This window comes from Clostridium nigeriense, from assembly GCF_050585265.1.
Lineage (GTDB): Bacteria > Bacillota > Clostridia > Clostridiales > Clostridiaceae > Clostridium > Clostridium nigeriense_B.
Genome location: NZ_JBNOOE010000005.1, coordinates 139,643 through 164,593, shown reverse-complemented (window position 1 = coordinate 164,593; position 24,951 = coordinate 139,643). Strand labels below are relative to the sequence as shown.

Genomic DNA, 24,951 nt, shown 5'->3' with positions numbered 1-24,951 from the left:
AATAAAGAAATACTTCTATTATGATAGATAAAGTAAAAAACTATCTATTATAATAGGAGTATTTCTATTTTAGTTTTTATAAAAAATTAAGAATAGGTAGATGATAAAAAAGAAGGCTGATATAATATTTCTAGATTAACTATAAAGGAGATAATAAATGAAGTATTATTTAGCACCAATGGAAGGAATTACAGGACACGTATATAGAAATTCTTATGAAAAGTTTTTTCATAATATTGATAAATATTTTACACCTTTTATTGTTCCAACTAGTAGTAAAAGTTTTAAGACTAAAGAATTAAGAGATGTTTTACCTGAAAATAATCAAGGAATGAATATAGTCCCTCAAATACTTACTAATGATTCACAAGGCTTTATTAATACTGCAATAAAATTACAGCAGTTAGGCTATAATGAAGTAAATCTAAATTTAGGATGCCCATCTGGAACAGTTGTCTCAAAAGGAAGAGGATCTGGATTCCTAGCTAAAAGAGAAGAACTTGATATTTTCTTAGAAGAGATATATAAGAAAGATGATATAAAAATATCTATAAAAACTAGAATAGGAAAGGATAGTCCAGAAGAGTTTTATGAATTAATTAAAATTTTCAATAAATATCCTATAGAAGAACTTATAATCCATCCTAGAACTAGGCAAGATTTTTATGGAAATAAGCCTAATTTAGAAGTGTTTAAAGATGCGATAAATTTAAGTATTAATCCTATATGTTACAATGGTGATATTTTTACATCAGATGATTATAAAAACTTTATAAAGTCTTTTCCAGAAGTAAATGAATTAATGTTAGGAAGAGGAATACTTGCAAATCCAGGGCTAATTAATGAAATAAATAATAATATAGTATTGAATAAAGAATTATTAAAAGAGTTTCATGATGATATTTTATTTAATTACATAGAAGTATTTAAAGATGATAATATTGCTTTATATAGAATGAAAGAACTTTGGGGATATATGATTTATATATTTTCTAATAATAAGAAGTATGTTAAAAAGATAAAGAAGTCACAAAAGTTAAATGATTATAATAAAGCAGTATTAAATTTATTTGATGAACAAGACATAGTGAAAGGTGCTGGCTTATTTAGTAGTCATAATTAGATATTAAAGGTTATATAGAAAAATGTATTATAAATTCTATATAGCTTTTTTACTATTTAAGAAATTATAAGGATGTTACTCTATCAGTAATATCCTTATAATTTCTTTTTTTAGTTTTTTATTTATTTCAGAATAAAAAGTAATGAATAAAAATATAATACCATATAGCTACCTGAGTTTGAATAAATTAAAAATTTCAAATTATTATAAGGGTGAAGGTGTTAATATGAGACATTTAAAAAGTATTAGTAATGATAAATTTTTTAAAGAGCCTCTGGATTTTAATAAATATACTAATAAGGATTTATTAAAATATGCAGTAGGCTCTAATTTATATATGAATGCATTAATGGATATATATAGCAAAATAAAATTAGGAAAAATTAAAGATACTTGTACTATCACAATTTGTTTTGAGGATTCAATAAAAGAAAGTGATGTTGAAGTTGGAGAAAAAAATGTTTTAAGTTCTTTAAAAAAATTAAGTTATGATTTAATCAATGGAGATATTAATGAAAATATAATTCCATTGATTTTTATTAGGGTGAGAAGTGTTTCTCATTTTATTAGTTTTTCATCTAGGTTATCTAAGGGTCAATTGAAGCTAATTACTGGGTTCATATTTCCTAAGTTTAATAAGGAAAATGGAGAATATTATTTAAGACATTTAGAAACTATAGAAAATGAATTTTCTGAAAAAATTTATGGTATGCCTATTCTTGAAAGTGAAGAAATAGTATATAAAGAAAATAGAATTCAAGAAATTCTATATTTAAAGAAATTAATAGATAGGTATAAACATTCTATTTTAAATATTAGAGTAGGAGGAACTGATTTTTCTTCAAAGTTTGGATTAAGAAGAGATGTGAGAAGAAGTATATATGATATTGCCGTTATAAATGATTGTCTTTGTGATATAGTGAATATTTTTGGAAGATGTAATGAAGAGTATGTAATTTCAGCTTCTGTATTTGAATATTTTTCATCAAATGTTAATTCTAAAGAAGTTAAGGGATTAATTAAAGAAATAGACTTAGATAAAGAAAATGGATTTTGTGGAAAGACAAGTATTCATCCTACTCAATGTATATATGTAAATTTATTGCATTCGGTAGAATATGAGGATTATATTGATGCTATGAATATACTAAATTCATCAGAACTTGGGGGAGTATTTAAAGGGGCTAGTAGTAATAAAATGATTGAAATTTCACCACATTATAATTGGGCAAGAAAAATTTCTGATAGATCAAAGGCTTTTGGAGTATTAAACAAAGGTGTATGTTATTATAATTTATTGAGTGAGGTAGGACGTAATAGTGAAAATTAATATAAGAGAGAATATTTATAACTTAAATTTAGATGATTTAGTCTCTATAGGATATAGAGATAATAATAGTAAAAGAAATTTTTTATTTATTAGTAAGATTTTAGGTAAGCATATAGAAGTAAGACCTAATATATGCAGAATTACTGGTTTTTTATTAGTTTCAACTATTTTAGGGACAACTAAAGGGACAAGTATCTTAATTAATTATATAGAAAATCATGAAGATAATAATATTAAAGTTAATGAAGTGATGAAGTTAGCTTATAGAACTAATGAAAAGTTAGTAGTTATAGGATTTGCAGAAACAGCTACAGGCATAGGAATGGCAGTAGCATCAGCAATAGAAAATTCTTATTATGTTACAACCACAAGAGAAAATATTGAAGGAATAAAGTCATTTCTTAACTTTGAAGAAGAACATTCACATGCAACTACCCATAAATGTTTTCCAGAGGATATTTATAAATTAAGAGAGGCAGATAGAATAATTTTAGTTGATGATGAAATTACTACAGGGAAATCGATGCTAAATATAATAAAAGAATTAAAAAGAAATACAGGTGTTAGAAAATATGAAATTTTAACTATTTTAGATTGGAGAAATATAGATCAGAGGAATTCCTATAAAGATTTTATAAGAAAGAATAAAGTAGAAATAGAAGTTAAAGCTTTAATATCAGGAGAGATTAAGGTAGAAGATAATAATGTTTATTGTTATAAGAAAGAAAATATATTATCTGAAACAATGAAGGTAAATTATCTAAATATATTAAGTAGAAAAGGAAAGTATTTAAAATTTACAGGTAGATTTGGAGTAGATTTTGAGGATATAAAAAAAACTGAGGAAGAGTGTATTAAAGCAGCAAATAAAATTCAAGAAATAATAGGGGATAATAAAAAGATATTAGTGTTAGGGCATGGAGAAAATATCTATATTCCATCAAGAATAGCATCATATTTAAAAGGAGAGGTTTACTTTAAAAGCACAACAAGAAGTCCTATTTATTGTAGTGATGAAATAAGTTATTTAATTAATGAAAGAAGTAGTTTTTATCATAATGGGTTTAAATATTATTTTTATAATAAGTCTAGAATAGAAAAAGATTATGAGAAAGTAATTTTAATTACAGAAGATGATTTAAATATAAAGCTAACTAACAATTTAATTATAGTAAAACCATAAATATAAATTTAAATTACAATAATTATTAAATAATATTAATAATTATTGTAATTTAAAATAAATAGTATTATAATTATATAAATGATAATAAATATCAATTAATATTTATTTTTAATAAATATTATAAATAGTTATTTTAGAGTTATATTATAGTCTTATTGTTAGATATCTAACAAATTAAGAAAATACGGATTTATATAAGTAATGAATATATGTAAAAAGGAAGGAAAGATGAATATGACAGTAGAATACCCTATGTCAAAATTAATAAGTGAAAGAAGAACAATAAGAAAGTTTAAAGAAGAGGCTATATCAACAGAACTATTAAGTGATTTATTAGAAGTAGCAAGCTGGGCTCCAAATCATAAATTAAGAGAGCCATGGAGATTTGTTATTTATAATGGACAAGGTACTAAAGAATTAGCTGATGTAATGGTAGATGTGATATCAAAGGGAGGAAAAATGAAAAAAAGCCCAGAGGAAATGAAAAATTATTTTCTTTCAATTCCAGCACATATTCTTGTAGTAATGCCTGAAGATCAAAATCCTTTTATTAGAGAAGAAGATTATGCAGCTACTAGTGCATTAATTGAAAATTTCCAACTTGCAGCATGGGAAAGAGGGATAGGTGTATTTTGGAAAACTGATTCATACCTTACTTTACCAGATTTTAGGGGGAGAGTAGGGGCTAAGCCAGGAGAGAAGATTGCAGCAATTTTACATGTTGGATATCCAGATATGACTCCTAAGGCACGTACAAGAACTTCAATATCTGAAAAAATTACAGTAATTGATGGGAAGAATGAAAAATAAATTAACATAAAAGTGAAATATAAAACTAGATAATGGCCAGAATTGTAATAAAACAGTTCTGGCTATTTTTGTATTTACTGTAAAGTGTTATAATTAGTATTATTAAAAATTAATACTTAGATAAATTTAATTAGGGTAGGAGGGTTATTTATGACCAGTAACATTTCAAGAGAAGAGGCATGGGAGTTATTAAAAGAGTATAATGAAGAAGAATTTCATATACAACATGCAGAAACAGTAGAAGGTGTTATGAAGTATTTTGCAGAAAAATTAGGTTATGGAGATGAAAAAGAATTTTGGGGAATAGCAGGACTTCTTCATGATTTAGATTTTGAAAAATTTCCTCAAGAACATTGTATAAAAGAACAGGAAATAATGAGAGAAAGAGGAATATGTGAAGAAATTATACATGCTACAGCAAGCCATGGTTATGAAATCACAGTGGATATTAAACCAGAACATAAAATGGAAAAAGTACTTTATGCTGTTGATGAATTAACAGGACTAATAGGAGCAGTAGCACTAATGCGACCTTCAAAAAGTGTTCAAGATTTAGAATTAAAGTCTGTTAAGAAGAAATATAAAAGCAAGGGGTTTGCTGCTGGATGTTCAAGAGATGTAATTGAAAGAGGCGCAAATATGCTTGGATGGGACTTAGATTATTTAATAAATGAAACAATTCTAGCTTTAAGGAGTATAGAAAAATAAATATAAATTATAAGGGGAGTGGTATTATGAGATGTATAAAAGTAGCTGTTATAGGTGCTGGTTCTAGGGGAAGGCATGCTTATGGAAATTATGTATTAAATAATCAAGATAAAATAAGGTATGTGGCTGTTATAGAGCCAGATGTTAATAAAAGAGAGGCATTAGCTGCAGAACATAATATAAATTCAGAAATGTGTTTTGAAGACGAAGATGAATTCTTTAAGTTTGGGAAAGTATGTGATGCTATTATAGTAGCACATCAAGATAAGCAACATTATAAGACTACAGTTAAGGCATTAAATTTGGGGTATGATGTTTTACTTGAAAAGCCTATGACACCAGATGCATTTGAATGCTTGGATTTAGAGGAATGTGCTAAAAGAAATGGCGTAAATCTTATGGTATGTCATGTATTAAGATATACAGAGTTCTTTGAAAAAATTAAAGAATTAGTTGATGAGAAAGTAATTGGAGATTTAATTGGATTCGATCATAAAGAAAATATTGGACATTATCATATGGCACATAGCTTTGTAAGAGGAAATTGGAGAAATTCTGAGGAAACATCACCACTTATACTAGCAAAAACTTGTCATGATATGGACATTATTACATGGCTTGTAAATGATGAATGCACAGCAGTTTATTCAAGTGGGGATTTAAATTACTTTAAAAAAGAAAATGCTCCAAAAGAAAGTGCAAAAAAGTGTTTAGAATGTAAGTTAAATGAGGAATGTATATTTTCAGCCAAAAGAATTTATTTAGATAATTGTAGAAATGTATGGCCGGTGAATACATTATGTGCAAATCCTACTTATGAAACAGTTAAAGAAGTATTAGATAAAACAAATTATGGAACTTGTGTGTGGAAGGTTGAAGATAATGATGTTTGTGATAATCAAGTAGCTGTGATGGAATTTAAAAATGGAGTTAGGGGAACTTTCACTGTAACAGCATTTACACATAATCAGTTTAGAGAAACAATGCTTTTTGGAACAAAGGGATCTATTTATGCAAATACAAGAGATAATGAAATAATAGTTAGAAAGCATGGAATAGATGAATATTCAGAATCTAACATAACAATAATAAAACCTAAAAGAATAGTAGGAGGCCATGGAGGTGGAGATGTAGGATTAATGGAAGATTTCATAAATGTAGTTAATGGTTCAGGAAAAGAACCTAGAACAAGTGTAGAGCAATCAATTCAATCACATCTTATGTCATATGCTTGTGAAAAGTCTAGATTGGAAAAAAGAAGAATAGAAATAGAAGATTTTAAAAAAGAAATAAAAAGCTAAATATAAAAAGAAATAATAGCCAGAAATGTAATGATGCAATTCTGGTTATTTTTGTATTTATAAGTAAAGTGTTATAATTAAAATAGAAAAAATTACTATTTAAGTAATTTTAAAAATAATTATAAGTAATGGAGAATAAATATGGGGAATTACTCAGAATTTATAAAAAAAGCATGGGAAGAGTTTGTTTCTACAGGGGAGTTAAATTCAAAAATTAGAACTGAAATTATAGATTCATGGATAAGATGTAAGAAAAATGATGTTGATCCTTATAACGGGAAGGGAAGAGTTAGGCATCCCAATATAGATGAGCTAATTAAACAAAGTAGCGATCTAATACATATAGCTAGACCGATAATGGAGAGTATTTACAGTATGGTTTCTAAATCGGGATTTGCCTTATTTTTAGCAGATAAAGATGGATATATTATAGATGTAATAGGAGATAAAGATGTATTGAAGAGGGGAGAGGAACTAAATTTTATTAAAGGGGAACTATGGTCTGAAGAAGTTGTGGGAACTAATGCAATAGGTACTGCCTTATATCTTAATAAACCATTTCAAACTATAGGTGCAGAGCATTATGGGATTAATCAACATTCTTGGACATGTTCTGCTGCACCTATTTATGATGAATACGATAATTTAATTGGATGTATTAATATGTCAGGAAGTTATTATAATGCACATTCTCATACTTTAGGAATTGTAACTTCAGCAGCTCAATCTATGCAAAAACAAATGGCGTTACTTTCCTCGTATAACTTACTTAATATAACTTTTGATTCAATATCAGAGGGAATGATAGTAGTAAATAAATATATGAAAATAAAAAGAATAAATGGAAGTGCGTTAAAAATTTTAAATATTTCTTTAAATGCTATAGAGGATATGGACATTAATAAAATTTTGACTGGAATTAACTTTCATAGATTTATTGAGGAGAAGAATTCTTTAAATAATTATGAGTGTGACATGTCTATTAATGATAGAAATATTAAGTGTATTATTAATATTTTTTCATTGTATAATAATGGTAAAAGCAATGGTGCAGTAATAACTTTTACTGAGGTTAAGGATGTTCATAAGTTAGTAAATAAGTTTGTAGGATATAGAGCTAAGTATGAGTTTAAAGATATTATCACAAATGATTTAGAAATGGGGAATATTATCAGATTTGCTAAAAAGGCTGCTAAAAGTGATTGTAATATATTAATTCAAGGGGAAAGTGGAACAGGCAAAGAATTAATTGCACAATCAGTACATAATTTTAGTAATCGTTCAAGAGGGCCTTTTGTTGCTGTAAATTGTGCATCCATTCCTAGTGAGTTAGTTGAAAGTGAATTATTTGGATATGATAAAGGCGCATTTACAGGTGCTTTAAAGGATGGGCGTCCAGGTAAGTTTGAACTAGCAGATGGCGGAACAATTTTTCTTGATGAATTAGGAGAACTACCACTAGATATGCAAAGCAAACTCCTTAGAGTTTTAGATAATGGAAAAGTAGTAAGAGTAGGAGGAATAAATGAAAAACAATTTGATGTTAGGATAATTGGAGCGACTAATAGAGAACTTAGAAATGAAATAGCTAAGAGAAATTTTAGAGAAGATTTATTTTATAGATTAAGTGTAATGGAGATTCAGACTATACCTCTTAGAAGAAGGAGAGATGATATAGATTTACTTGTAAAATATTTTGTTAATAATTTAAATAAAAAAAATAATAATAAATTCATAGATATAAAACAATCATATGTTGATGAATTAAAAAAATATGATTGGCCTGGTAATATAAGAGAATTAAAAAATGTTGTTGAAAGGGATTATTATCTAAGTGAATGTGAACTTGAAAATATTAGCAATAAATATTCTGAGAGTAAGTTGAATATTATTAAAATTGAAAATGATATTAGTATTGAAGAGAATGAAATAGTGCCTTTTGATAAAGTAGAAGAAAAAACAATAAGGGCTGCTATAGAGAAATGTAATGGGAATATTCAATTGACAGCAAAATTATTAAAGTTAGGGAGAGCAACTTTATATAGAAAAATAAAAAAATATGAAATTGATGTATCAAAATGAGAATTAAAAATAAAGTGTATTAAAATGAGAATGAATAAATGTATTATTTTGATACACTTGTTTTTATAATTTCTAATATGGAGAATTTATTATGATTATAAAATTATAGTGAATAACTAATAGTTAGCTAAAAAAATATTAAAAAGTAACTATATGTCTTTTCTTGGCACTATTATTGCTGTTAATATATGTGAATAATTTAACAATAAAATATGGGGGGATTATGTATGAAAGCAGCATTATGGTATTCAAAGAAAGATATTAGAGTAGAGGAAATTGAAGAACCAAAGGTAACAAAAAATAATGTTAAAATTAAGGTTAAGTGGTGTGGAATTTGTGGATCAGATTTACATGAATATTTAAATGGGCCAATATTTATTCCGGTAGGACAACCTCATCCATTAAGTGGAACAACTGCACCAGTTGTATTAGGACATGAGTTTTCAGGAGAAGTTGTAGAGGTAGGAGAAGGTGTTAGTAAGTTTAAAATAGGGGATAGAGTAATAGTAGAACCAATAGTTGCTTGTGGAAAGTGTCCAGCATGTTTAGAAGGAAAATATAATTTATGTTCTTCCTTAGGATTCCATGGACTTTGCGGTAGCGGTGGAGGACTTGCAGAATATACAGTTTTTCCAGAGGAATTTGTTCATAAGATACCAGATGAAATGTCATATGAAAAAGCAGCATTAGTTGAACCTATGGCTGTTGCTTTACATTCTATTAGAATTGCAAACTTTAAAATAGGTGATACAGCTATAGTATTAGGTTGTGGACCAATAGGATTAGCAACTATTGAATGTTTAAAATCAGCAGGTGCAAAATTAGTAATAGTTTTACAAAGAAAATCAATAAGACAAGAATATGCTAAAAGAGCAGGTGCAGATTTAGTTTTAGATCCTAATGAAGTTAATATCCCAGAAGAAGTTAAAAAGCTTACTAATGGAGTAGGTGTTGATGTAGCTTTTGAAACTACAGGAGCTCAAGTGGGATTTGATATAGGATTAGAGAGCTTAAAATTTGAAGGAACTATGGTTGTTACAAGTATATGGGAAGATAATGTAAGTTTTAATCCAAATACTTTAGTATTTTCTGAAAAGAAAATAATTGGTACTTTAGCTTACAGACATGAATTTCCAGCTACTATTGCAGAACTTAATGATGGAAGAATAAAGGCAGAAGGTTATGTAACAAAAAGAGTACTTTTAGATGATGTGGTAGAAGAAGGGTTTGGTGCATTAACAGGTCCAGAAAAGAAAAAGCATGTTAAGATATTAGTTACACCTGATGAGAGCCTTTTGTAAACATATAAAAGTTAAATTATATATTTTAAAAATTTATTAAGACATAGAAATAAAAGCAGTAGAAAGATTATTATAAAATCTTCCTACTGCTTATTTATTTAAAATGTCTTCCAGCTTTATCTGTATCTTTAATTGCTTGAATAAATTTTTCTTTGGTTGGATTTCCTGGCACATAAGTCCATTCAATTGAAGTTGAAGCTTTCCTTGCAATAATATCTAAATCATCTTCAGTAAGACTTATGTCATTTAAGGTAATAGGAAGGCCTACGCTTTTATTGAATTTCATAATTCTATTACGCTCTTCTATTTGATTATCATATGTTAATAGGCATAGAACTCCAAAAGAAACTATTTCACCATGTAGATGATTCTCACAAGCTTTAATTAGTGATGAGCCATAATATACACAGTGAGCTAAGGAACTATTATAGTAATAATTATCTTTAGGGTCTTTTTGCCCTTCATGAGTTACAAAGTTTGATACTATTCCTGTAGATACTATGATATCTAAAGCAACTTGTTCTAATTCAAAGGATGAAATATTATTTTTACAATCTTCTATTGCTTTTTTACCATATTCAATTAAAGGATTTGTACATATTTTTGACATACATACACCAATTAAAGGTGTATGATACATAAATTTATCTCTACTAGCAAAAAGTACTTCACATTCTTTTGATAATGCATCACCTATACCTGCCCAAAGTAATTTTTCAGGAGAATCAGCTATAATCTTTGTGTTAATAAAAGTATGATAAGATGGTTGCTTCATATAATAATATTCTTTGAATGTTCCATCGCTATTATATATAACTGAAATTGCTGTAGTACCAGCACAGTTAGAACCTAGTGTTGGAAATGTGAAAAATGGTTTATCTTCCATATCAGCTAAGGTCTTTACTGTATCACAAGCACGTCCACCACCTACAGCAAAAAGTATATCTGATTTCTGTACAATTGGATTATTTTTCAAGATTTCAATATTTTCATAAGTTGAATCACCACCATACCATATGAAATCTAATATTTCAATATCAGAATTGTTAATTGCCTTTAATAATTCCCCTTTAGATTTTTCTATAGCAGTTTTGCCCCCTATAACAGCTACTTTTTTTCCATACTTCCTTAAAACATAAGGAATTTCACTATAACAATTTACTCCTACGCTATAACTCGGTAAATATATACTATAATTTGACATTTGTTTAACCCCCTTAATGTTTAATATTTTAATTCTAATCTTTATTACATTTAATTTCAATATTTTCTGAATATAATAAATAATACTATTATTTTAGTTAGATAAAATTTTATCGTTAAAAGTATTTTCTTTTTTATCTATTGTTGGCATAATAAAAAAGTATTTTATAAATAATATAATGTAGAATTATGTTAATTTATAAAATGGATATACTAATTATAAACAAATGAATAAATAAAAAGGAGAGTACATATGAAAAAGAAATTACCTAAAGAAGCTTATGGAGGCGTCCATGGAAAAAAATATGTTCCATATATAACTGACAAATCCAATAAAGGAGCAAATTTATCAGTAATTATTATAGGTATTGTATTATCTGCTATATTTGCTGCATCTACTGCATATTCTGGTATGAAATCTGGATTAACTGTTGCAGCTGGAATACCTGGGGCCATAATAGGTTCAATGCTTATAGGAGTATTTGCACGTAGCAAGGGAATACTTGGTAAAAATATAACTCAAGGAATGTCAAGCGGTGGTGAATCTATAGCAAGTGGTATGATTTACGTATTACCTGCAATTATTTTAATAGGAAATCATATTACTTTTGTAGAAGGTTTAGTTGTAGGTGTAGGAGGAGTTCTATTTGGTATAGGATGCCTATCACTAGTTTATGATTATTTAATTGTTGAGGAACATGGAAAGCTTATGTATCCAGAATCGATGGCTATATCTGAAACACTTGTTGCTTCGGAAGGTGGCGGAGATGCTATAAAATTCATGGGAATTGGATTTGGAATAAGTGGTATTATAAATCTTTTAACTGGATCATTTTTAAATATAATTAACAATACTATTAGTTATGTAGGAAGTAAATTTTATAAGTGGAAATTCTCTACTGAAGTAAATCCCCTTTTGTTAGGAATTGGATTTATTGTTGGATTAGAAGTTTCTTTAACTATGTTTGCTGGATCTATATTAGCTAACTTTGGTATTGCACCATTAATAGGTTATTTTACTGATTTTGCAGATAAGAATATTCACTCTTGGAATGATGCTTCAATATTACTTCATCAAATTGATGTAAATTCAATATCAGGAAGTTACGTAAAATATATAGGAGCAGGAATGATGCTTTGTGGAGGAATTATAGGAGCATTGAAGCTTATACCAACAATTATTGTATCTATAAAAGAAACAGTAAAAGCTAAATCAAGTAATGATTCTAATTCTGAAAAAAGTTCTGGCGAAATAATAATACTGTTAATAGGGGTTGTTGTTGCATTTGTAGCAGCATTTATAATCTCTCAAAGTATTAAAATGACTATAATTGCAACTATAGTGTCTCTTATATTATCATTATTGTTTGTAATAGTATCTGGTAGATTAACAGGAACAATAGGAACATCTAATCTTCCAGTATCGGGTATGACTATAGCTTCATTAGTTATATTGACATTAGTATTTGTTGTAATGGGATGGACTACTAATGCAGATAATAAATCATTATTACTATTTGCTGCATTTATGGTTGTTGCAATATCTGTAGCAGGAGGATATAGTCAGTCACAAAAAGTTACATATATTATAGGTGGTAGTAGAAAAGAGATGCTAAGTGCTTTTGCTCTATCTAGTATAGTAGGAGTTGTTGTTGTTACAGGAACAATAATGGTGTTATCTAGCCAATTGGCAGTAACTGGATCAGAAGCTCAATTTGCATTACCACAAGCAAATTTAATGGCTACATTAACTTCAGGAATAATGTCAGGTGATTTACCATGGCCAATGATTTTAGTAGGAATTGTTATTGCATTGTTCTTATTCTTATTAAATTTACCGATAATGACTATTGCTATAGGTTTTTACTTACCAATATCAACAACTTCAATAATATTAGTTGGAGCATTAATACGTGTATTAGTTGAAAAAATGAGTAAAGATGAGCAGGATAGAGAAGTAAAAGTTTCTAATGGAATAAGCTTATCATCTGGACTTGTAGCAGGAGGATCTATTATAGGTTTATTAGGAATAATATTACAAGTATCAGGAATAATAACTCCAAGAACACCAGTTGGATTTGCTTCAAGTAATACTATGGCTATAATTTTATTAATAATCTTAGTTATTTTAACTACACTTCCTATAATTTTTTCAAAGCATAAAAGTAATAGTTAAATAAAAAATAATAAAAAACTATCGATTTTTAATTGATAGTTTTTTTATTTTTATATAAGCTTATAAAAAAAGATATATATTTATTAGTAAAAGTATATATCTTAGGTTGAAACATATCTAAAATGGTGATATATTTTATTGGAATACTTTAATTTAGTCCGAGAGACTAAGAAGGAGGAGTTTAACATGTCAAAGAAAGAAAACATAGATAATGAAGTATTAATGGTAGATGTAAATGAAAAAGTACCATTTGGAAAGGCATTACCATTAAGTATTCAGCATCTATTTGCAATGTTTGGATCATCAGTATTGGTTCCAATTCTTTTTAAAATGGATCCTGCAACAGTTTTATTTTTTAATGGAATAGGAACACTATTATATGCATTTATTACTAAAAAGAAAATACCTGCATATTTAGGATCAAGCTTTGCTTTCCTTGCACCAGTATTTTTACTTATGGGTCAAGGGTATGATTTTCAAACTATTCAAGGTGGCTTCGTAGCATCAGGAGCACTATTTGCAGCAGTTGCTATTATTGTTGGATATACTGGTATTGGATGGATAAATAAATTATTTCCGCCAGCAGCAATGGGATCAATAATTACAATAATAGGATTAGAACTTGCAGGTACAGCAGCAGATATGGCAGGGTTCCCTGTTGGAGGAAGTAATTCTCCTACATTAAATACAACTTGGGTAACAGTTTCAATGGTAACATTAATTGCAGTAATACTAAGTAATGTATTATTAAGAGGATTTTTAAAGGTAATACCAATACTTATAGGAATTATTGTAGGATATATAACAGCTTATTTTATGGGAATTGTAAATTTTACAGAAATAAGTAATGCAGCTTTTTTTACAGTTCCAAATATAAAATTAGCACACTTTGATACTACAGCTATCCTTACTATATTACCAGCTACATTTGTAGTTATAGTGGAGCATGTAGGACATTTAAAAGTAACTAGCAGTATAGTTGGAAAAGATTTAATTGAGGATCCGGGTCTTCATAGATCCTTATTAGGGGATGGATTATCAACTATGGTTTCAGGTATGTTTGGTTCAGTACCAACAACTACATATGGTGAAAATATTGGAGTTATGGCTTTAACAAAAGTATATAGTGTATATATAATTTGTGGAGCTGGTATAATGTCAATAATATTAGGATTCTCAGGAAAATTATCAGCATTGATAAGCACAATACCAACGCCAGTAATTGGAGGAGTAAGCTTCTTATTATTTGGTACTATAGCAGTTTCAGGATTAAGAACATTTATTGAAGAAAAAGTTGACTTTTCAAAATCAAGAAATTTAATTCTTGCATCAGTAACTTTTATAGTGGGACTAAGTGGTATAACTATTACAATAGGAACTGTAGAATTTACAGGAATGGGACTAGCAACTATAGTAGCAATGGTATTAGGAATAGCATTTATGATTTTTGACAAATTAGGAATAATGAATGAGGAAGAATAAAATAAAGGGAGTAGATTTTATAATAGAATCTACTCCTTTATTTTATTCTTCTTGATTTTTATAAAGAATTTATTAGTTAATATATTCAATACTTTTAAGTAGAATTTTATATTGTTAATATATTATGATAAGTATAAAATTAATAGGAAAACATTTACAGAAAATATAAATATATCAAATAAGGGGGTAGGTTGAATGATTAATAAGAAAGTTACAGCATTTTTATTAAGTGCAACAATTTTATTTACTAGTATAAGTGAAAGTGTAACATTTGCTTCAAGTGTAGGTGAAGGTCCTACAGAATGGAATGGACAGCCTGGAGTATTTCAAGTAAATAGGGAAGAAGCTAGGGCTACATTTTATAACTATGATAATGTTGAACAAGCACTTGAAAGAAATAGAGAAGAATCATCTAAGTATGAATTATTGAATGGGACATGGAAGTTTAGTTGGGCTGAAAACCCAGAGGATAGAATAAGTAAAAAAGATCCTAATTTTAATAAAACACAATATGATGACAGTAATTGGGAGGATATAACAGTGCCTAAAAATTGGCAGGTTAATTTCAATGAAGATGGTAGTTTTAAGTATGATCCTGTAATTTATTCAAATCAAAATTATCCATGGATAAACATTGAGGGAAAGAAAGATGTAGTTGGAACGGCTCCAACAGAATTTAATCCAGTTGGAACTTATAGAAAAACGTTTACTTTAGATCCATCATGGAAAGGAAAAGAGGTTTTTATTAATTTTGAAGGGGTAGAATCTGCTATGTATTTATGGGTAAACGGTAAGTATATAGGATATTCAGAGGATAGTTATACAAGAGATGAATTTAACATAAGCGAAGCTTTAAATTATGAGGGAGAAAATACAATTACTGTAGAAGTATATAGATGGAGTGATGGTAGCTATATTGAAAACCAAGATTTTATAAGACTTTCAGGTATATTTAGAGATGTATATTTAACAGCAAAGGATAAAATTGAAATAAGAGATTTTACAGTAGTAACAGATTTAGATGAAAATTATGAAGATGCTGACTTAAATTTAGAAGTTGAGTTTAGAGATTTAGGATCAGAAGTAGAAGATAAGAAAAATTTATCAATAGTAGGTACACTGTATGATTCAGAAAACAATATAGTTACCACAACGCCATTATCTTCAAAAGTTGTATTTGATGAGGATAGCGATAAAAAGGTTATTAATCTAAATCAAAAAATAATAAATCCAGAAAAGTGGTCAGCTGAACATCCTAATTTATATACTTTAGTTTTAGAGCTTAAAAGAGGGGAAGATTCTATAGAAACTACATCAGTTAGAGTGGGATTTAGAGAGTTTGAATTATCAAGTACAGGAAAAGAAATGATTTTAAATGGAAAAATAATTTCATTTAAAGGAGTTAATAGACATGAAACTGATCCAGATACAGGAAGATATTTAACAGAAGAAGATATGAGAGAAGAAATAGAATTAATGAAACAGAATAATATAAATTCAGTAAGAACAGCACATTATCCTAATGATCCAGTATTTTATGATTTATGTGATGAATATGGTATCTATTTAATGGATGAAGCAAATGTTGAATCACATAATGGAAGAGGGCAGTATGGAGTTCCAGGAGATATTCCAGGGTATATAGAAGCATGTTTAGATAGAGCAAAAAATATGTTAGAAAGAGATAAAAATTATCCTTCAATTCTTATATGGTCTCCAGGAAATGAAACAGGGGCTGGTGCATCTATAAATGGAATGCTGAAATACTTTGATGAAAATGACCCGACAAGATTAATTCACTATCAAGGATGGAATGATAACCAATACACAGATATGGAAGGATTAATGTATCCAGACTTAAATACTGTTTTAAGAAGAGGTCAAAATAATGCAAGGCCTTTTATTGCAATGGAATATGCTCATGCAATGGGGAATAGCTTAGGTAGCTTAAATGATTATTGGGATATTATGAGAAGTTATGATAATCTTCAAGGTGGATTTATTTGGGATTGGGTAGACCAAACTGTAAATACTCCAATACCAGGAAATCCAAGTGAAACATATTGGGCATATGATGGTGACTGGGGAGTAGAAACTTCATCAGGTAATAAAAATTTTTGTGTTAATGGTATAGTATCACCAGATAGAACACCCCAACCTGAATTATATGAAGTTAAAAAAGTATATCAATCAATTCAAATGAAGCTTAAGGATTCAGAAAATAATATTATTTCTATAACTAATGAAAATATTGATATAAACTTAAATGAATACAAAATGATATGGGAGTTAGTCAAAGATGGAGAAGTTGTTGAAAATGGAGATATGGTTATAGATATTGAGCCTCAAAATAATAAGGATATTACAATTCCATTTACTAAACCGCAATCAAATGTTGGAGAAGAATACTTCTTAAATGTAAAGTTTATAACAATAGAAAAGAATTCTTGGTCAGAAACTGGTCATGAAGTAGCAGCTGAACAATTTGAATTAAACTATGGAAATATTGAAGGAACATTAGAAACATTAGATACATCTAGTATGTCAGAGTTTAAAAATGTTAATGAAACTGAGGAAGCATTAAATATAGAAGGAGAAGAATTTAATATTACTTTTGATAAGAAAAAAGGTGAAATGACTTCATTTATATCTAATGAAAAGGAAATGATAGCTAATTCATTAGAAACTAATACTTGGAGAGCTTTAACTGATAATGATAAAACTCAAGATTTTAAATGGAAGGATGCAGTAAATAATTCTGAAGTAGTGGATGTAAGCATAATAAAAAGTGATAAGGTTGTATATATTACAACAAGGTTAAATATGACTACTGCTGATAGTTCACAAAACACAATAACTTATGCGGTGTATTCAAGTGGAGATGTTGTTGTTAAAAATACATTATCTCCGGGAACAGGCTTAAGTGATTTACCACGTTTTGGTATGAGGCTACAGATGCCAAGTGGATTTGAAAATCTTACATGGTATGGAAGAGGTCCTTCAGATAGTTATAGTGACAGAAAAGTTGGTTATGATGTTGGAGTGTATAATAGTACAGTTAGTGATCAGTTTATAAATTTCGTTAAGCCTCAGGAAACAGGAAATAAGACTGATACAAGATGGTTAGCGGTAACAGATAGTGAAGGTGATGGATTATTATTTGATTCTTTAAATACTATGGAATTTAGTGCTCTTCATAATACTCAAGAAGATTTAGAACAAGCAGGTCATCCATATCAATTAAAGGGAACAGATAATACGGTTGTAACATTAGACTATGCACAAATGGGTTTGGGAACTGGAAGTTGTGGACCAGTAGTATTAAGCAAGTACTCATTACAAGCTAATAAAAATTATACACATATATTTAGAATTAAAGCAGTAAACAATCAAACTGAAAAAGAGCTTATGAATGAAAGTAAAGTTATATTTAATGATGAAACTAAGCTTTTAGATTCCATTGAAATAGATGGAGAAGAAATAGATAATTTTAATAATGATATAAAGTACTATAAATCATATAAAAATTCTGCTAATGGAGCACCAGAAGTTACTGCAACGGCTGCTAGTGAAGATGTTGAAATCAAAGTAGAACAGGCAGCAAGTGTTCCAGGAAAAGCTGTTATTAAAGCAAGTAATAGTTTAGGTTATTCTAGTGAATATATTATTGATTTTGTGTATACTAAAAACCTTTATTTATCAGATATTCCATGGGAATCTGCTACTATTGGATATTCAAGTATAGTTAAGGATAAAACTGTTGAAAATATTCCAATAAAGATACAAACAGATAATGGATTAGAAACATTTGAAAAAGGAATAGGTACACATGCGACATCATCTATAGTATATGATATAAGCAAATATGATATTGAAAGACTTCAAACTTATGCAACTATTTCTTATAACAAAGTATCTGGAAAAAAATCAAGTTCTATAACTTTTATTGTTAAATTTGATGATGAAGAAGTTTATAATAGTGGAGAATTAACATATAAAGATCCATATAGATATATTGATTTAGAAATTCCAGAAGGAGTAAAGAAGGTTTCGTTAATAGCAAATGCTGGAGCTACAAATGGACATGATCAATGTGATTGGGCAGATGCGAAATTTATATTAAAGGATGCAGTACAAGAAGAAAAAGTAGAATTAAAACTAACAGAAGAAACAATAAAAGACACTGAAATGGAAATAGTTGAAGAAAATGGAGAAAAATATTTAATTAATGTTCCAAGAGGTATGACAGTAGCTGATATAAAGAAAATATTTGTTGAATATGAGAATTGTTCTTTACATTTTACAGATGGATATGGAGCAGATATAGTAAATGATAATGAACCAATAATATCAGATGTAAAAGTAATATTGAGGGAAAGTGGAACAAATAAAGATTCTTTAACAATTAGAGTAAAGCCAGTAGAAATTAAAGAGGTGGCAGTAATTGAAGAAATAGAAACAGAAGTTGGTATAGATTTCAATAAATTAAATCTTCCAACTGAAGTAAATGTTACTTTATCTGATAATAGTCAAGAAAAAGTGCCAGTAAAATGGACAAGTGATAATTATAATAAGAATGAAGTTGGAAAATATAGTGCTATTGGTAAATTAATATTACCTGATGATGGTTCAATAATTAACATCAATAATTTAACTGCAAGTATTGGTATACTTACAAAGAAGACAGTAGTAGTAAATAAAACAAAATTAGAAGAAGCATATAATTTAAATAAAGATAAAGAACAAGGGAATTATACAGATGAAAGTTGGAATGTATTTAAAGAAGCGTTAGGAAAAGCAAAATTAGTATTAGAAAATGAAGAAGTAAAGCAAGAAGAAGTGGATTTAATAACAGAAGAATTAATAAAAGCAGTAAGTGAATTAAAAGAGAAAGAAGAAGAAATAGTAGTAGATAAAACAAAATTAGAAGAAGCATATAATTTAAATAAAGATAAAGAACAAGGAAATTATACAGATGAAAGCTGGAATGTATTTAAAGAAGCATTAGGAAAAGCAAAATTAGTATTAGAAAATGAAGAAGCAAAGCAAGAAGAAGTGGATTTAGTAGCAGAAGAATTAATAAAAGCAGTAAGTGAATTAAAAGAGAAAGAAGAAATAGTAGTAGATAAAACAAAATTAGAAAAAGTATATAATTTAAATAAAGATAAAGAACAAGGAAATTATACAGATGAAAGCTGGAATGTATTTAAAGAAGCATTAGGAAAAGCAAAATTAGTATTAGAAAATGAAGAAGTAAAGCAAGAAGAAGTGGATTTAGTAGCAGAAGAATTAATAAAAGCAGTAAGTGAATTAAAAGAAAAAGAAATAGTAGTAGATAATAAGGACACTAATGAAGAAACTAATAACGATAATAAATCTCCAAATAAGCTACCTAGTACAGGAGGAATAAACTCTTTTGCATTGTTAATGATAAATGGAATATTAGTTTTAATAGGATCAGTATTATTTAAGAAGAATAGATAATATTAGACTAAAAGAATAAAATAACCTCACCTAATAGTTTAGGTGAGGTTATTTTTATAATATAAGCTACAACTTAGATACAGTTTTGCCACTTAAATGAGATATATGAAGGGTAATATAAAATTAAGAAATGAATTTATTTATATTATTTTAAAAGGAGAACATGGAATTGAATGAATGTAATATTATAAATAATCCTGTAATAATAATTCCAGCTTATTGCCCTGATGAAAGGTTGCTTAATTTAATAATTAAAATAAGAAAAAAAGTGAAATTTCCTATTTTTATTGTAGATGATGGGAGTGGGATTAAGTATCAAAAGATATTTACATTAGCAAAAGAGGTCCCGAATTGTTTTGTATATCAGTATAAGATTAATAAAGGTAAGGGATTAGCATTAAAAGAAGGATTAAAATATGCTTTGAACAAGTATCCAAATAATTGTGGTTATATTACTTGCGATGCTGATGGACAACATAGTGTGGAAGATATAATTTCTGTTTCAAATTCTCTTATGGAGAATAAAAAATCCTTAATATTAGGAGTAAGGGATTTTTCTTCAAAGGATGTTCCTATAAAAAGCAGGATAGGTAATTATATTTCATCCTTTATGTTTTATTTAATTACAGGAGTAGGATGTAAAGATACTCAAACAGGATTAAGAGGAATACAAAGGGAATATGAAAATATATTTCTTTCAGAATTAGGAAGTAGGTATGAGTTTGAAATGAATTTTTTAATTAGCATGGCTAAAAAGAAAGTTAAGCTTAAAGAAGTAATAATTAAAACTATTTATATTGATAACAATGAGGGGTCACATTTTAAGCCTATTAAAGATTCGCTTCGTATTTTTAGTGGACTACTAAAGTATACAGGAGCTTCTATAATAAGTGCAGTTATTGATATATCTATATTTACTATTTTATATATAACAATATTTAAAGGGTATGAATTAGGATTATTATATTCAACAATATTAGCTAGATTATGCTCTGGGACAGTGAATTTTTTATTGAATCAAAGATGGGTCTTTAATGGAAGCAAAGAAAACAAAGAATTAATTAAGTATGCCTTTTTATTTATAACACAAATGTTAATTAGTGGCGTGTTAGTGTCATTATTAACATATATAATTTCAAATGCTACATTAACAAAGTTATTAGTAGACTGTATATTGTTCTTTATAAGCTACTTTATACAGAAGCATATAGTGTTTTCACAAAGTAATAAAGAGTAGGGAGTAATAAGGAAAGATGATTAATTTTTTTAAAAAACCATATAGATATGCAGTTATTTTTTCTATTTTGCTTGTTTCTTTATCTATATTTGTTTTATTAGATACTTTTGTTATACCAAAATCACAAATGAATACTGAAGATAAAGTAATAAATAATAGTAGTGGGACAAGTGATAATAATGAGATTACTGATAATAATAGTAGTATTAGTGATGATAAGGGTGAAGTGGTGATTACTGAAAATAGTTATTCTGATGAAAATATTGAAATATCAATAGAAAGTGATCGGGAAAATGGAACTACATTTTATGTAGCCGATATCATTATAAAAGATCCTAGCTTATTAAAAACTGCATTTGCAGATAATAGTTATGGAAGGAATATAAAGGAAGTAACCTCTGAAATAGCTAGTGAAAATAATGCCATTCTTGCGATTAATGGTGATTTTTATGGCTTTAGAAATAGTGGATATGTATTAAGAAATGGCGTTGCTTATAGGGATAGTGTAAGTACTGATGAATATGGAGAGGCTTTAGTTATTGATAGTGAAGGAAATTTTAAAATAATTAATGAGGTAGAAACTTCAATGTCAGAGCTAGAAAGTCAGGGAGTTTTACAGGTACTTTCTTTTGGCCCAGCATTAGTGGAAAATGGAGAAAGTGTAGTAGGAGAAAATGATGAAGTAGGAAAAGCTATGGTTAGTAATCCAAGAACGGCAATAGGTCAAGTTGGACCATTACATTATATTATGATAGTTTCAGATGGAAGGACCAGTGAAAGTGAGGGATTTACTTTAAAAGAACTTTCAAATATCTTAATTAGTAGGGGGTGCATAACTGCCTATAACTTAGATGGAGGTGGATCATCAACTATGGTCTTTAATGGGAAAGTTATTAATAAGCCAACTACAAATGGGAAAAGCATAAAAGAAAGAGAAGTGAGTGATATTGTCTATATTGGATATTAGTAAAAATTTAATTAAATCAATAATAGTGTATTTTTGTATATCAGTATTTACTTTAATATTTGCTAAAGTATATTCAGTTTTTAGTCATGGAGTATATTCAAAATATATGGACTTAATGTTTCTTTATCCATTAATAGGAGGATCTTTCATTTATGCACTTCTTCTGTTGATTATTGGTAGTATTGATTATATGAAGTATAGAATATTCTTTAATATTTATAACTCAGGTATTGCATTATTAACTGTAGGAAGCTTATTACATGGAATTCTTGAAATTGCAGGAACCTCTTCTGAGTATATAATTTATTATTCAATTTTGGGGTGGATAGCTGTAGGTATTGGAATAAGCAGTTTTTTTATTAATATATTTAGAAAAAAGCAGCTACATTAAGCTAATGATGTGATGATTTAGTAAAATTAGCATTAAATAACTTTACATATATTTATATTAAATGAAATTAGTGTTAAAATTAACCTGTAGGTATAAGGCTATTTTAAAAGACATATTATTAATAGTTATTTTACTGATAAAAACCATTTTGAAAGGAGAATAAAAGAAATGAATTTAGACAGAAAAGTGGTAAATACAATTAGAGGATTATGTGCTGATACAGTTCAAAAGGCTAATTCAGGGCATCCAGGTTTGCCTTTAGGGGCAGCTCCAATGGCATATACTTTATGGTCAAAGGTTATGAATTATACACCTAAAGATATAAATTGGGTAAATCGTGATAGATTTATTTTATCAGGTGGACATGGATCAAGCTTATTATATACTTTACTTCATTTATTTAATGTTGGAGTAACTATGAATGATTTAAAGGAGTTTAGACAATTAGATTCTAAGACTCCTGGTCATCCAGAATATGGACATACAGTAGGTGTAGAAGCAACAACAGGACCTTTAGGAGCAGGTATGGGAATGGCAGTTGGAATGGCTATTGCCGAAAAACATCTTTCAGCTGTATTTAATAAAGAAGGTTATCCAGTAATCGATCACTATACATATGTATTAGGTGGTGATGGATGTATGATGGAGGGGATTTCATCAGAAGCCTTTTCATTAGCAGGAACACTAAAATTAGATAAATTAATTGTTTTATATGATTCAAATAATATTTCTATTGAAGGAAATACCAACATTGCATTTACTGAAGATGTAAAAATGAGAATGAAGGCTTTTGGATTTAATGTATTTAAGGTTGAAGATGGAGATAATCTTGAAGAAATTTTAAATGTCATTAATGAAGCAAAAAAATCTGTTGGAAAACCTGCATTTATTGAAGTAAAAACTAAGATAGGTAAGGGATGCCCAGCAAAAGAAGGTAAAGCAAGTGCTCATGGAGAACCTCTTGGAGTTGATAATGTAATAGAATTAAAGAAGAATTTAGGTTTACCAGAAGATAAGAATTTTTATGTTGATGAAGAGGTTTATAATTATATATCATCTCAACAAAAAAGATCAGATTCAGTATATGAAGAATGGAATGAAATGTTTGATAAGTATTTAGATGAGTTCCCAGACATGAAGGAATTATGGAATCAATATTTTACTCCGGATTATGAAAAAATATTAAATGAAAGTCTTGAATATTGGGAATATGATAAGAAAGACAATGCAACAAGAAATCTTTCTGGGATTGCAATGAATAAGATTAAAGATTTATTCCCTAATTTCATAGGTGGAGCAGCTGATTTAGCTCCATCAACAAAAACTTATTTAAATGATACTGGAGATTTTAGTAGTGATAATTATAAAGGACGAAATATACATTATGGAGTTCGTGAACTAGCAATGGCAGCAGTAGGAAACGGAATTATGCTACATGGTGGATTAAAGACATTTGTCTCAACATTCTTTGTATTTAGTGATTATGTTAAACCAATGGCAAGATTGTCAGCACTTATGAAATTACCATTAACTTATGTTTTAACTCATGACAGCATTGGAGTAGGAGAAGATGGGCCAACCCATGAACCAATTGAACAATTAACAATGCTAAGGGCAATGCCTAATTTTAATGTGTTTAGACCATGTGATGCAACTGAAACTAATATTGCTTGGTATATGGCAATGACTTCAAAAGAAGTACCTACAGCACTAGTTTTATCAAGACAAAATCTTCCTGATATAGAAGGCTCAAATAGAGAAGCTATGAAGGGTGGATATGTTATTGATGATTCTGATGGAGAACCAGAAATTATATTAATGGCTTCAGGATCAGAAGTATCTCTAGCTGTTGAAGCTAAGAAAAAATTAGAAAATAAAAAGATTAGAGTAGTAAGTATTCCGTGTATGGATATATTTAAACAACAAGACGAAGATTACAAAGAAAAAGTTTTACCAAGAAAAGTAACAAAGAGAATAGCTATAGAAGCAGGCTCAGGATTAAGCTGGGGAGAATTTGTTGGCTTTGATGGTAAGTATATAACTATGGATAGCTTTGGAGCATCAGCACCAGCTAATTTATTATTTGAAAAGTTTGGATTTACAGTTAATAATGTAATTGATGTTATTAATCAATTATATAAGTAAACTTATATAAGTAACAGCATAGAAA

The 24,951-nt window shown here is 28.3% G+C and carries 16 protein-coding genes; 15 read left to right on the top strand and 1 reads right to left on the bottom strand.

Features of this window, described 5'->3' with window-relative positions:
• Nucleotides 1-157 precede the first annotated feature (157 nt).
• The 8 genes from ACQPVP_RS06695 (at nucleotide 158) to ACQPVP_RS06660 (ending at nucleotide 9,841) form a co-directional block, all read left to right on the top strand.
• Complete coding sequence (locus tag ACQPVP_RS06695; protein ID WP_430848383.1) at nucleotides 158-1,123, top strand: tRNA dihydrouridine synthase; 966 nt, start codon at nucleotides 158-160, stop codon at nucleotides 1,121-1,123.
• A gap of 226 nt (nucleotides 1,124-1,349) precedes the next feature.
• The gene (locus ACQPVP_RS06690) at nucleotides 1,350-2,453 is read left to right on the top strand and encodes an HpcH/HpaI aldolase/citrate lyase family protein (RefSeq protein ID WP_430848381.1); all 1,104 of its coding nucleotides are present in this window, start codon (nucleotides 1,350-1,352) and stop codon (nucleotides 2,451-2,453) included.
• Nucleotides 2,443-3,636, top strand: a complete 1,194-nt coding sequence (locus tag ACQPVP_RS06685; protein ID WP_430848379.1) for a phosphoribosyltransferase domain-containing protein — start codon at nucleotides 2,443-2,445, stop codon at nucleotides 3,634-3,636. The genes ACQPVP_RS06690 and ACQPVP_RS06685 overlap by 11 nt, the downstream gene beginning before the upstream one ends.
• Before the next feature lie 231 nt (nucleotides 3,637-3,867).
• Nucleotides 3,868-4,449 carry a nitroreductase family protein gene (locus ACQPVP_RS06680; protein WP_430848377.1) on the top strand — a complete coding sequence of 194 codons (582 nt, stop codon included), beginning with the start codon at nucleotides 3,868-3,870 and terminating at the stop codon, nucleotides 4,447-4,449.
• A gap of 150 nt (nucleotides 4,450-4,599) precedes the next feature.
• Nucleotides 4,600-5,157 carry an HD domain-containing protein gene (locus ACQPVP_RS06675; RefSeq protein WP_430848375.1) on the top strand — a complete coding sequence of 186 codons (558 nt, stop codon included), beginning with the start codon at nucleotides 4,600-4,602 and terminating at the stop codon, nucleotides 5,155-5,157.
• 26 nt (nucleotides 5,158-5,183) lie between these two features.
• Nucleotides 5,184-6,458, top strand: a complete 1,275-nt coding sequence (locus ACQPVP_RS06670) for a Gfo/Idh/MocA family protein (RefSeq protein ID WP_430848373.1) — start codon at nucleotides 5,184-5,186, stop codon at nucleotides 6,456-6,458.
• Between the two features lie 141 nt (nucleotides 6,459-6,599).
• Nucleotides 6,600-8,540 carry a sigma-54-dependent Fis family transcriptional regulator gene (locus tag ACQPVP_RS06665; protein ID WP_430848371.1) on the top strand — a complete coding sequence of 647 codons (1,941 nt, stop codon included), beginning with the start codon at nucleotides 6,600-6,602 and terminating at the stop codon, nucleotides 8,538-8,540.
• A gap of 227 nt (nucleotides 8,541-8,767) precedes the next feature.
• Entirely contained in the window at nucleotides 8,768-9,841 is a 1,074-nt protein-coding gene (locus ACQPVP_RS06660; protein ID WP_430848369.1) for a 2,3-butanediol dehydrogenase, read from the top strand.
• 94 nt (nucleotides 9,842-9,935) lie between these two features.
• On the opposite strand, the gene ACQPVP_RS06655 is transcribed toward ACQPVP_RS06660, so the two are convergent.
• Nucleotides 9,936-11,045 carry an iron-containing alcohol dehydrogenase family protein gene (locus tag ACQPVP_RS06655; RefSeq protein WP_430848367.1) on the bottom strand — a complete coding sequence of 370 codons (1,110 nt, stop codon included), beginning with the start codon at nucleotides 11,043-11,045 and terminating at the stop codon, nucleotides 9,936-9,938.
• A 252-nt stretch (nucleotides 11,046-11,297) separates the two neighbouring features.
• Here ACQPVP_RS06655 and ACQPVP_RS06650 point away from each other — a divergent pair, with 252 nt between their 5' ends.
• The 7 genes from ACQPVP_RS06650 to tkt all read left to right on the top strand — a co-directional run bounded on the left by ACQPVP_RS06650 (nucleotide 11,298) and on the right by tkt (nucleotide 24,926).
• On the top strand, nucleotides 11,298-13,220 hold the full coding sequence (locus tag ACQPVP_RS06650; protein ID WP_430848365.1) for an OPT family oligopeptide transporter: 1,923 nt from the start codon (nucleotides 11,298-11,300) through the stop codon (nucleotides 13,218-13,220).
• Between the two features lie 186 nt (nucleotides 13,221-13,406).
• Nucleotides 13,407-14,702 carry a uracil permease gene (gene uraA / locus ACQPVP_RS06645; protein WP_430848363.1) on the top strand — a complete coding sequence of 432 codons (1,296 nt, stop codon included), beginning with the start codon at nucleotides 13,407-13,409 and terminating at the stop codon, nucleotides 14,700-14,702.
• A 195-nt stretch (nucleotides 14,703-14,897) separates the two neighbouring features.
• Nucleotides 14,898-20,186, top strand: coding sequence for a glycoside hydrolase family 2 TIM barrel-domain containing protein (locus ACQPVP_RS06640; RefSeq protein WP_430848361.1), 5,289 nt, complete (start codon nucleotides 14,898-14,900; stop codon nucleotides 20,184-20,186).
• A gap of 169 nt (nucleotides 20,187-20,355) precedes the next feature.
• Nucleotides 20,356-21,423, top strand: a complete 1,068-nt coding sequence (locus tag ACQPVP_RS06635) for a GtrA family protein (RefSeq protein ID WP_430848360.1) — start codon at nucleotides 20,356-20,358, stop codon at nucleotides 21,421-21,423.
• A gap of 16 nt (nucleotides 21,424-21,439) precedes the next feature.
• Entirely contained in the window at nucleotides 21,440-22,390 is a 951-nt protein-coding gene (locus tag ACQPVP_RS06630; protein WP_430848358.1) for a phosphodiester glycosidase family protein, read from the top strand.
• 106 nt (nucleotides 22,391-22,496) lie between these two features.
• Nucleotides 22,497-22,781 (top strand): hypothetical protein, encoded by a 285-nt coding sequence (locus tag ACQPVP_RS06625; protein ID WP_430848356.1) that lies wholly within the window; start codon nucleotides 22,497-22,499, stop codon nucleotides 22,779-22,781.
• A gap of 168 nt (nucleotides 22,782-22,949) precedes the next feature.
• Nucleotides 22,950-24,926 carry a transketolase gene (gene tkt, locus ACQPVP_RS06620; RefSeq protein WP_430848354.1) on the top strand — a complete coding sequence of 659 codons (1,977 nt, stop codon included), beginning with the start codon at nucleotides 22,950-22,952 and terminating at the stop codon, nucleotides 24,924-24,926.
• The last annotated feature ends 25 nt before the right edge of the window (nucleotides 24,927-24,951 follow it).

Coding starts and splice junctions, on each gene's coding strand:
- ACQPVP_RS06625 (WP_430848356.1), top strand. CDS start 22,497: ATGGACTTAATGTTTCTTTATCCATTAATAGGAGGATCTTTCATTTAT.
- ACQPVP_RS06695 (WP_430848383.1), top strand. CDS start 158: ATGAAGTATTATTTAGCACCAATGGAAGGAATTACAGGACACGTATAT.
- tkt (WP_430848354.1), top strand. CDS start 22,950: ATGAATTTAGACAGAAAAGTGGTAAATACAATTAGAGGATTATGTGCT.
- ACQPVP_RS06640 (WP_430848361.1), top strand. CDS start 14,898: ATGATTAATAAGAAAGTTACAGCATTTTTATTAAGTGCAACAATTTTA.
- ACQPVP_RS06690 (WP_430848381.1), top strand. CDS start 1,350: ATGAGACATTTAAAAAGTATTAGTAATGATAAATTTTTTAAAGAGCCT.
- ACQPVP_RS06665 (WP_430848371.1), top strand. CDS start 6,600: ATGGGGAATTACTCAGAATTTATAAAAAAAGCATGGGAAGAGTTTGTT.
- ACQPVP_RS06670 (WP_430848373.1), top strand. CDS start 5,184: ATGAGATGTATAAAAGTAGCTGTTATAGGTGCTGGTTCTAGGGGAAGG.
- ACQPVP_RS06650 (WP_430848365.1), top strand. CDS start 11,298: ATGAAAAAGAAATTACCTAAAGAAGCTTATGGAGGCGTCCATGGAAAA.
- ACQPVP_RS06675 (WP_430848375.1), top strand. CDS start 4,600: ATGACCAGTAACATTTCAAGAGAAGAGGCATGGGAGTTATTAAAAGAG.
- ACQPVP_RS06680 (WP_430848377.1), top strand. CDS start 3,868: ATGAATATGACAGTAGAATACCCTATGTCAAAATTAATAAGTGAAAGA.
- uraA (WP_430848363.1), top strand. CDS start 13,407: ATGTCAAAGAAAGAAAACATAGATAATGAAGTATTAATGGTAGATGTA.
- ACQPVP_RS06660 (WP_430848369.1), top strand. CDS start 8,768: ATGAAAGCAGCATTATGGTATTCAAAGAAAGATATTAGAGTAGAGGAA.
- ACQPVP_RS06630 (WP_430848358.1), top strand. CDS start 21,440: ATGATTAATTTTTTTAAAAAACCATATAGATATGCAGTTATTTTTTCT.
- ACQPVP_RS06655 (WP_430848367.1), bottom strand. CDS start 11,045: ATGTCAAATTATAGTATATATTTACCGAGTTATAGCGTAGGAGTAAAT.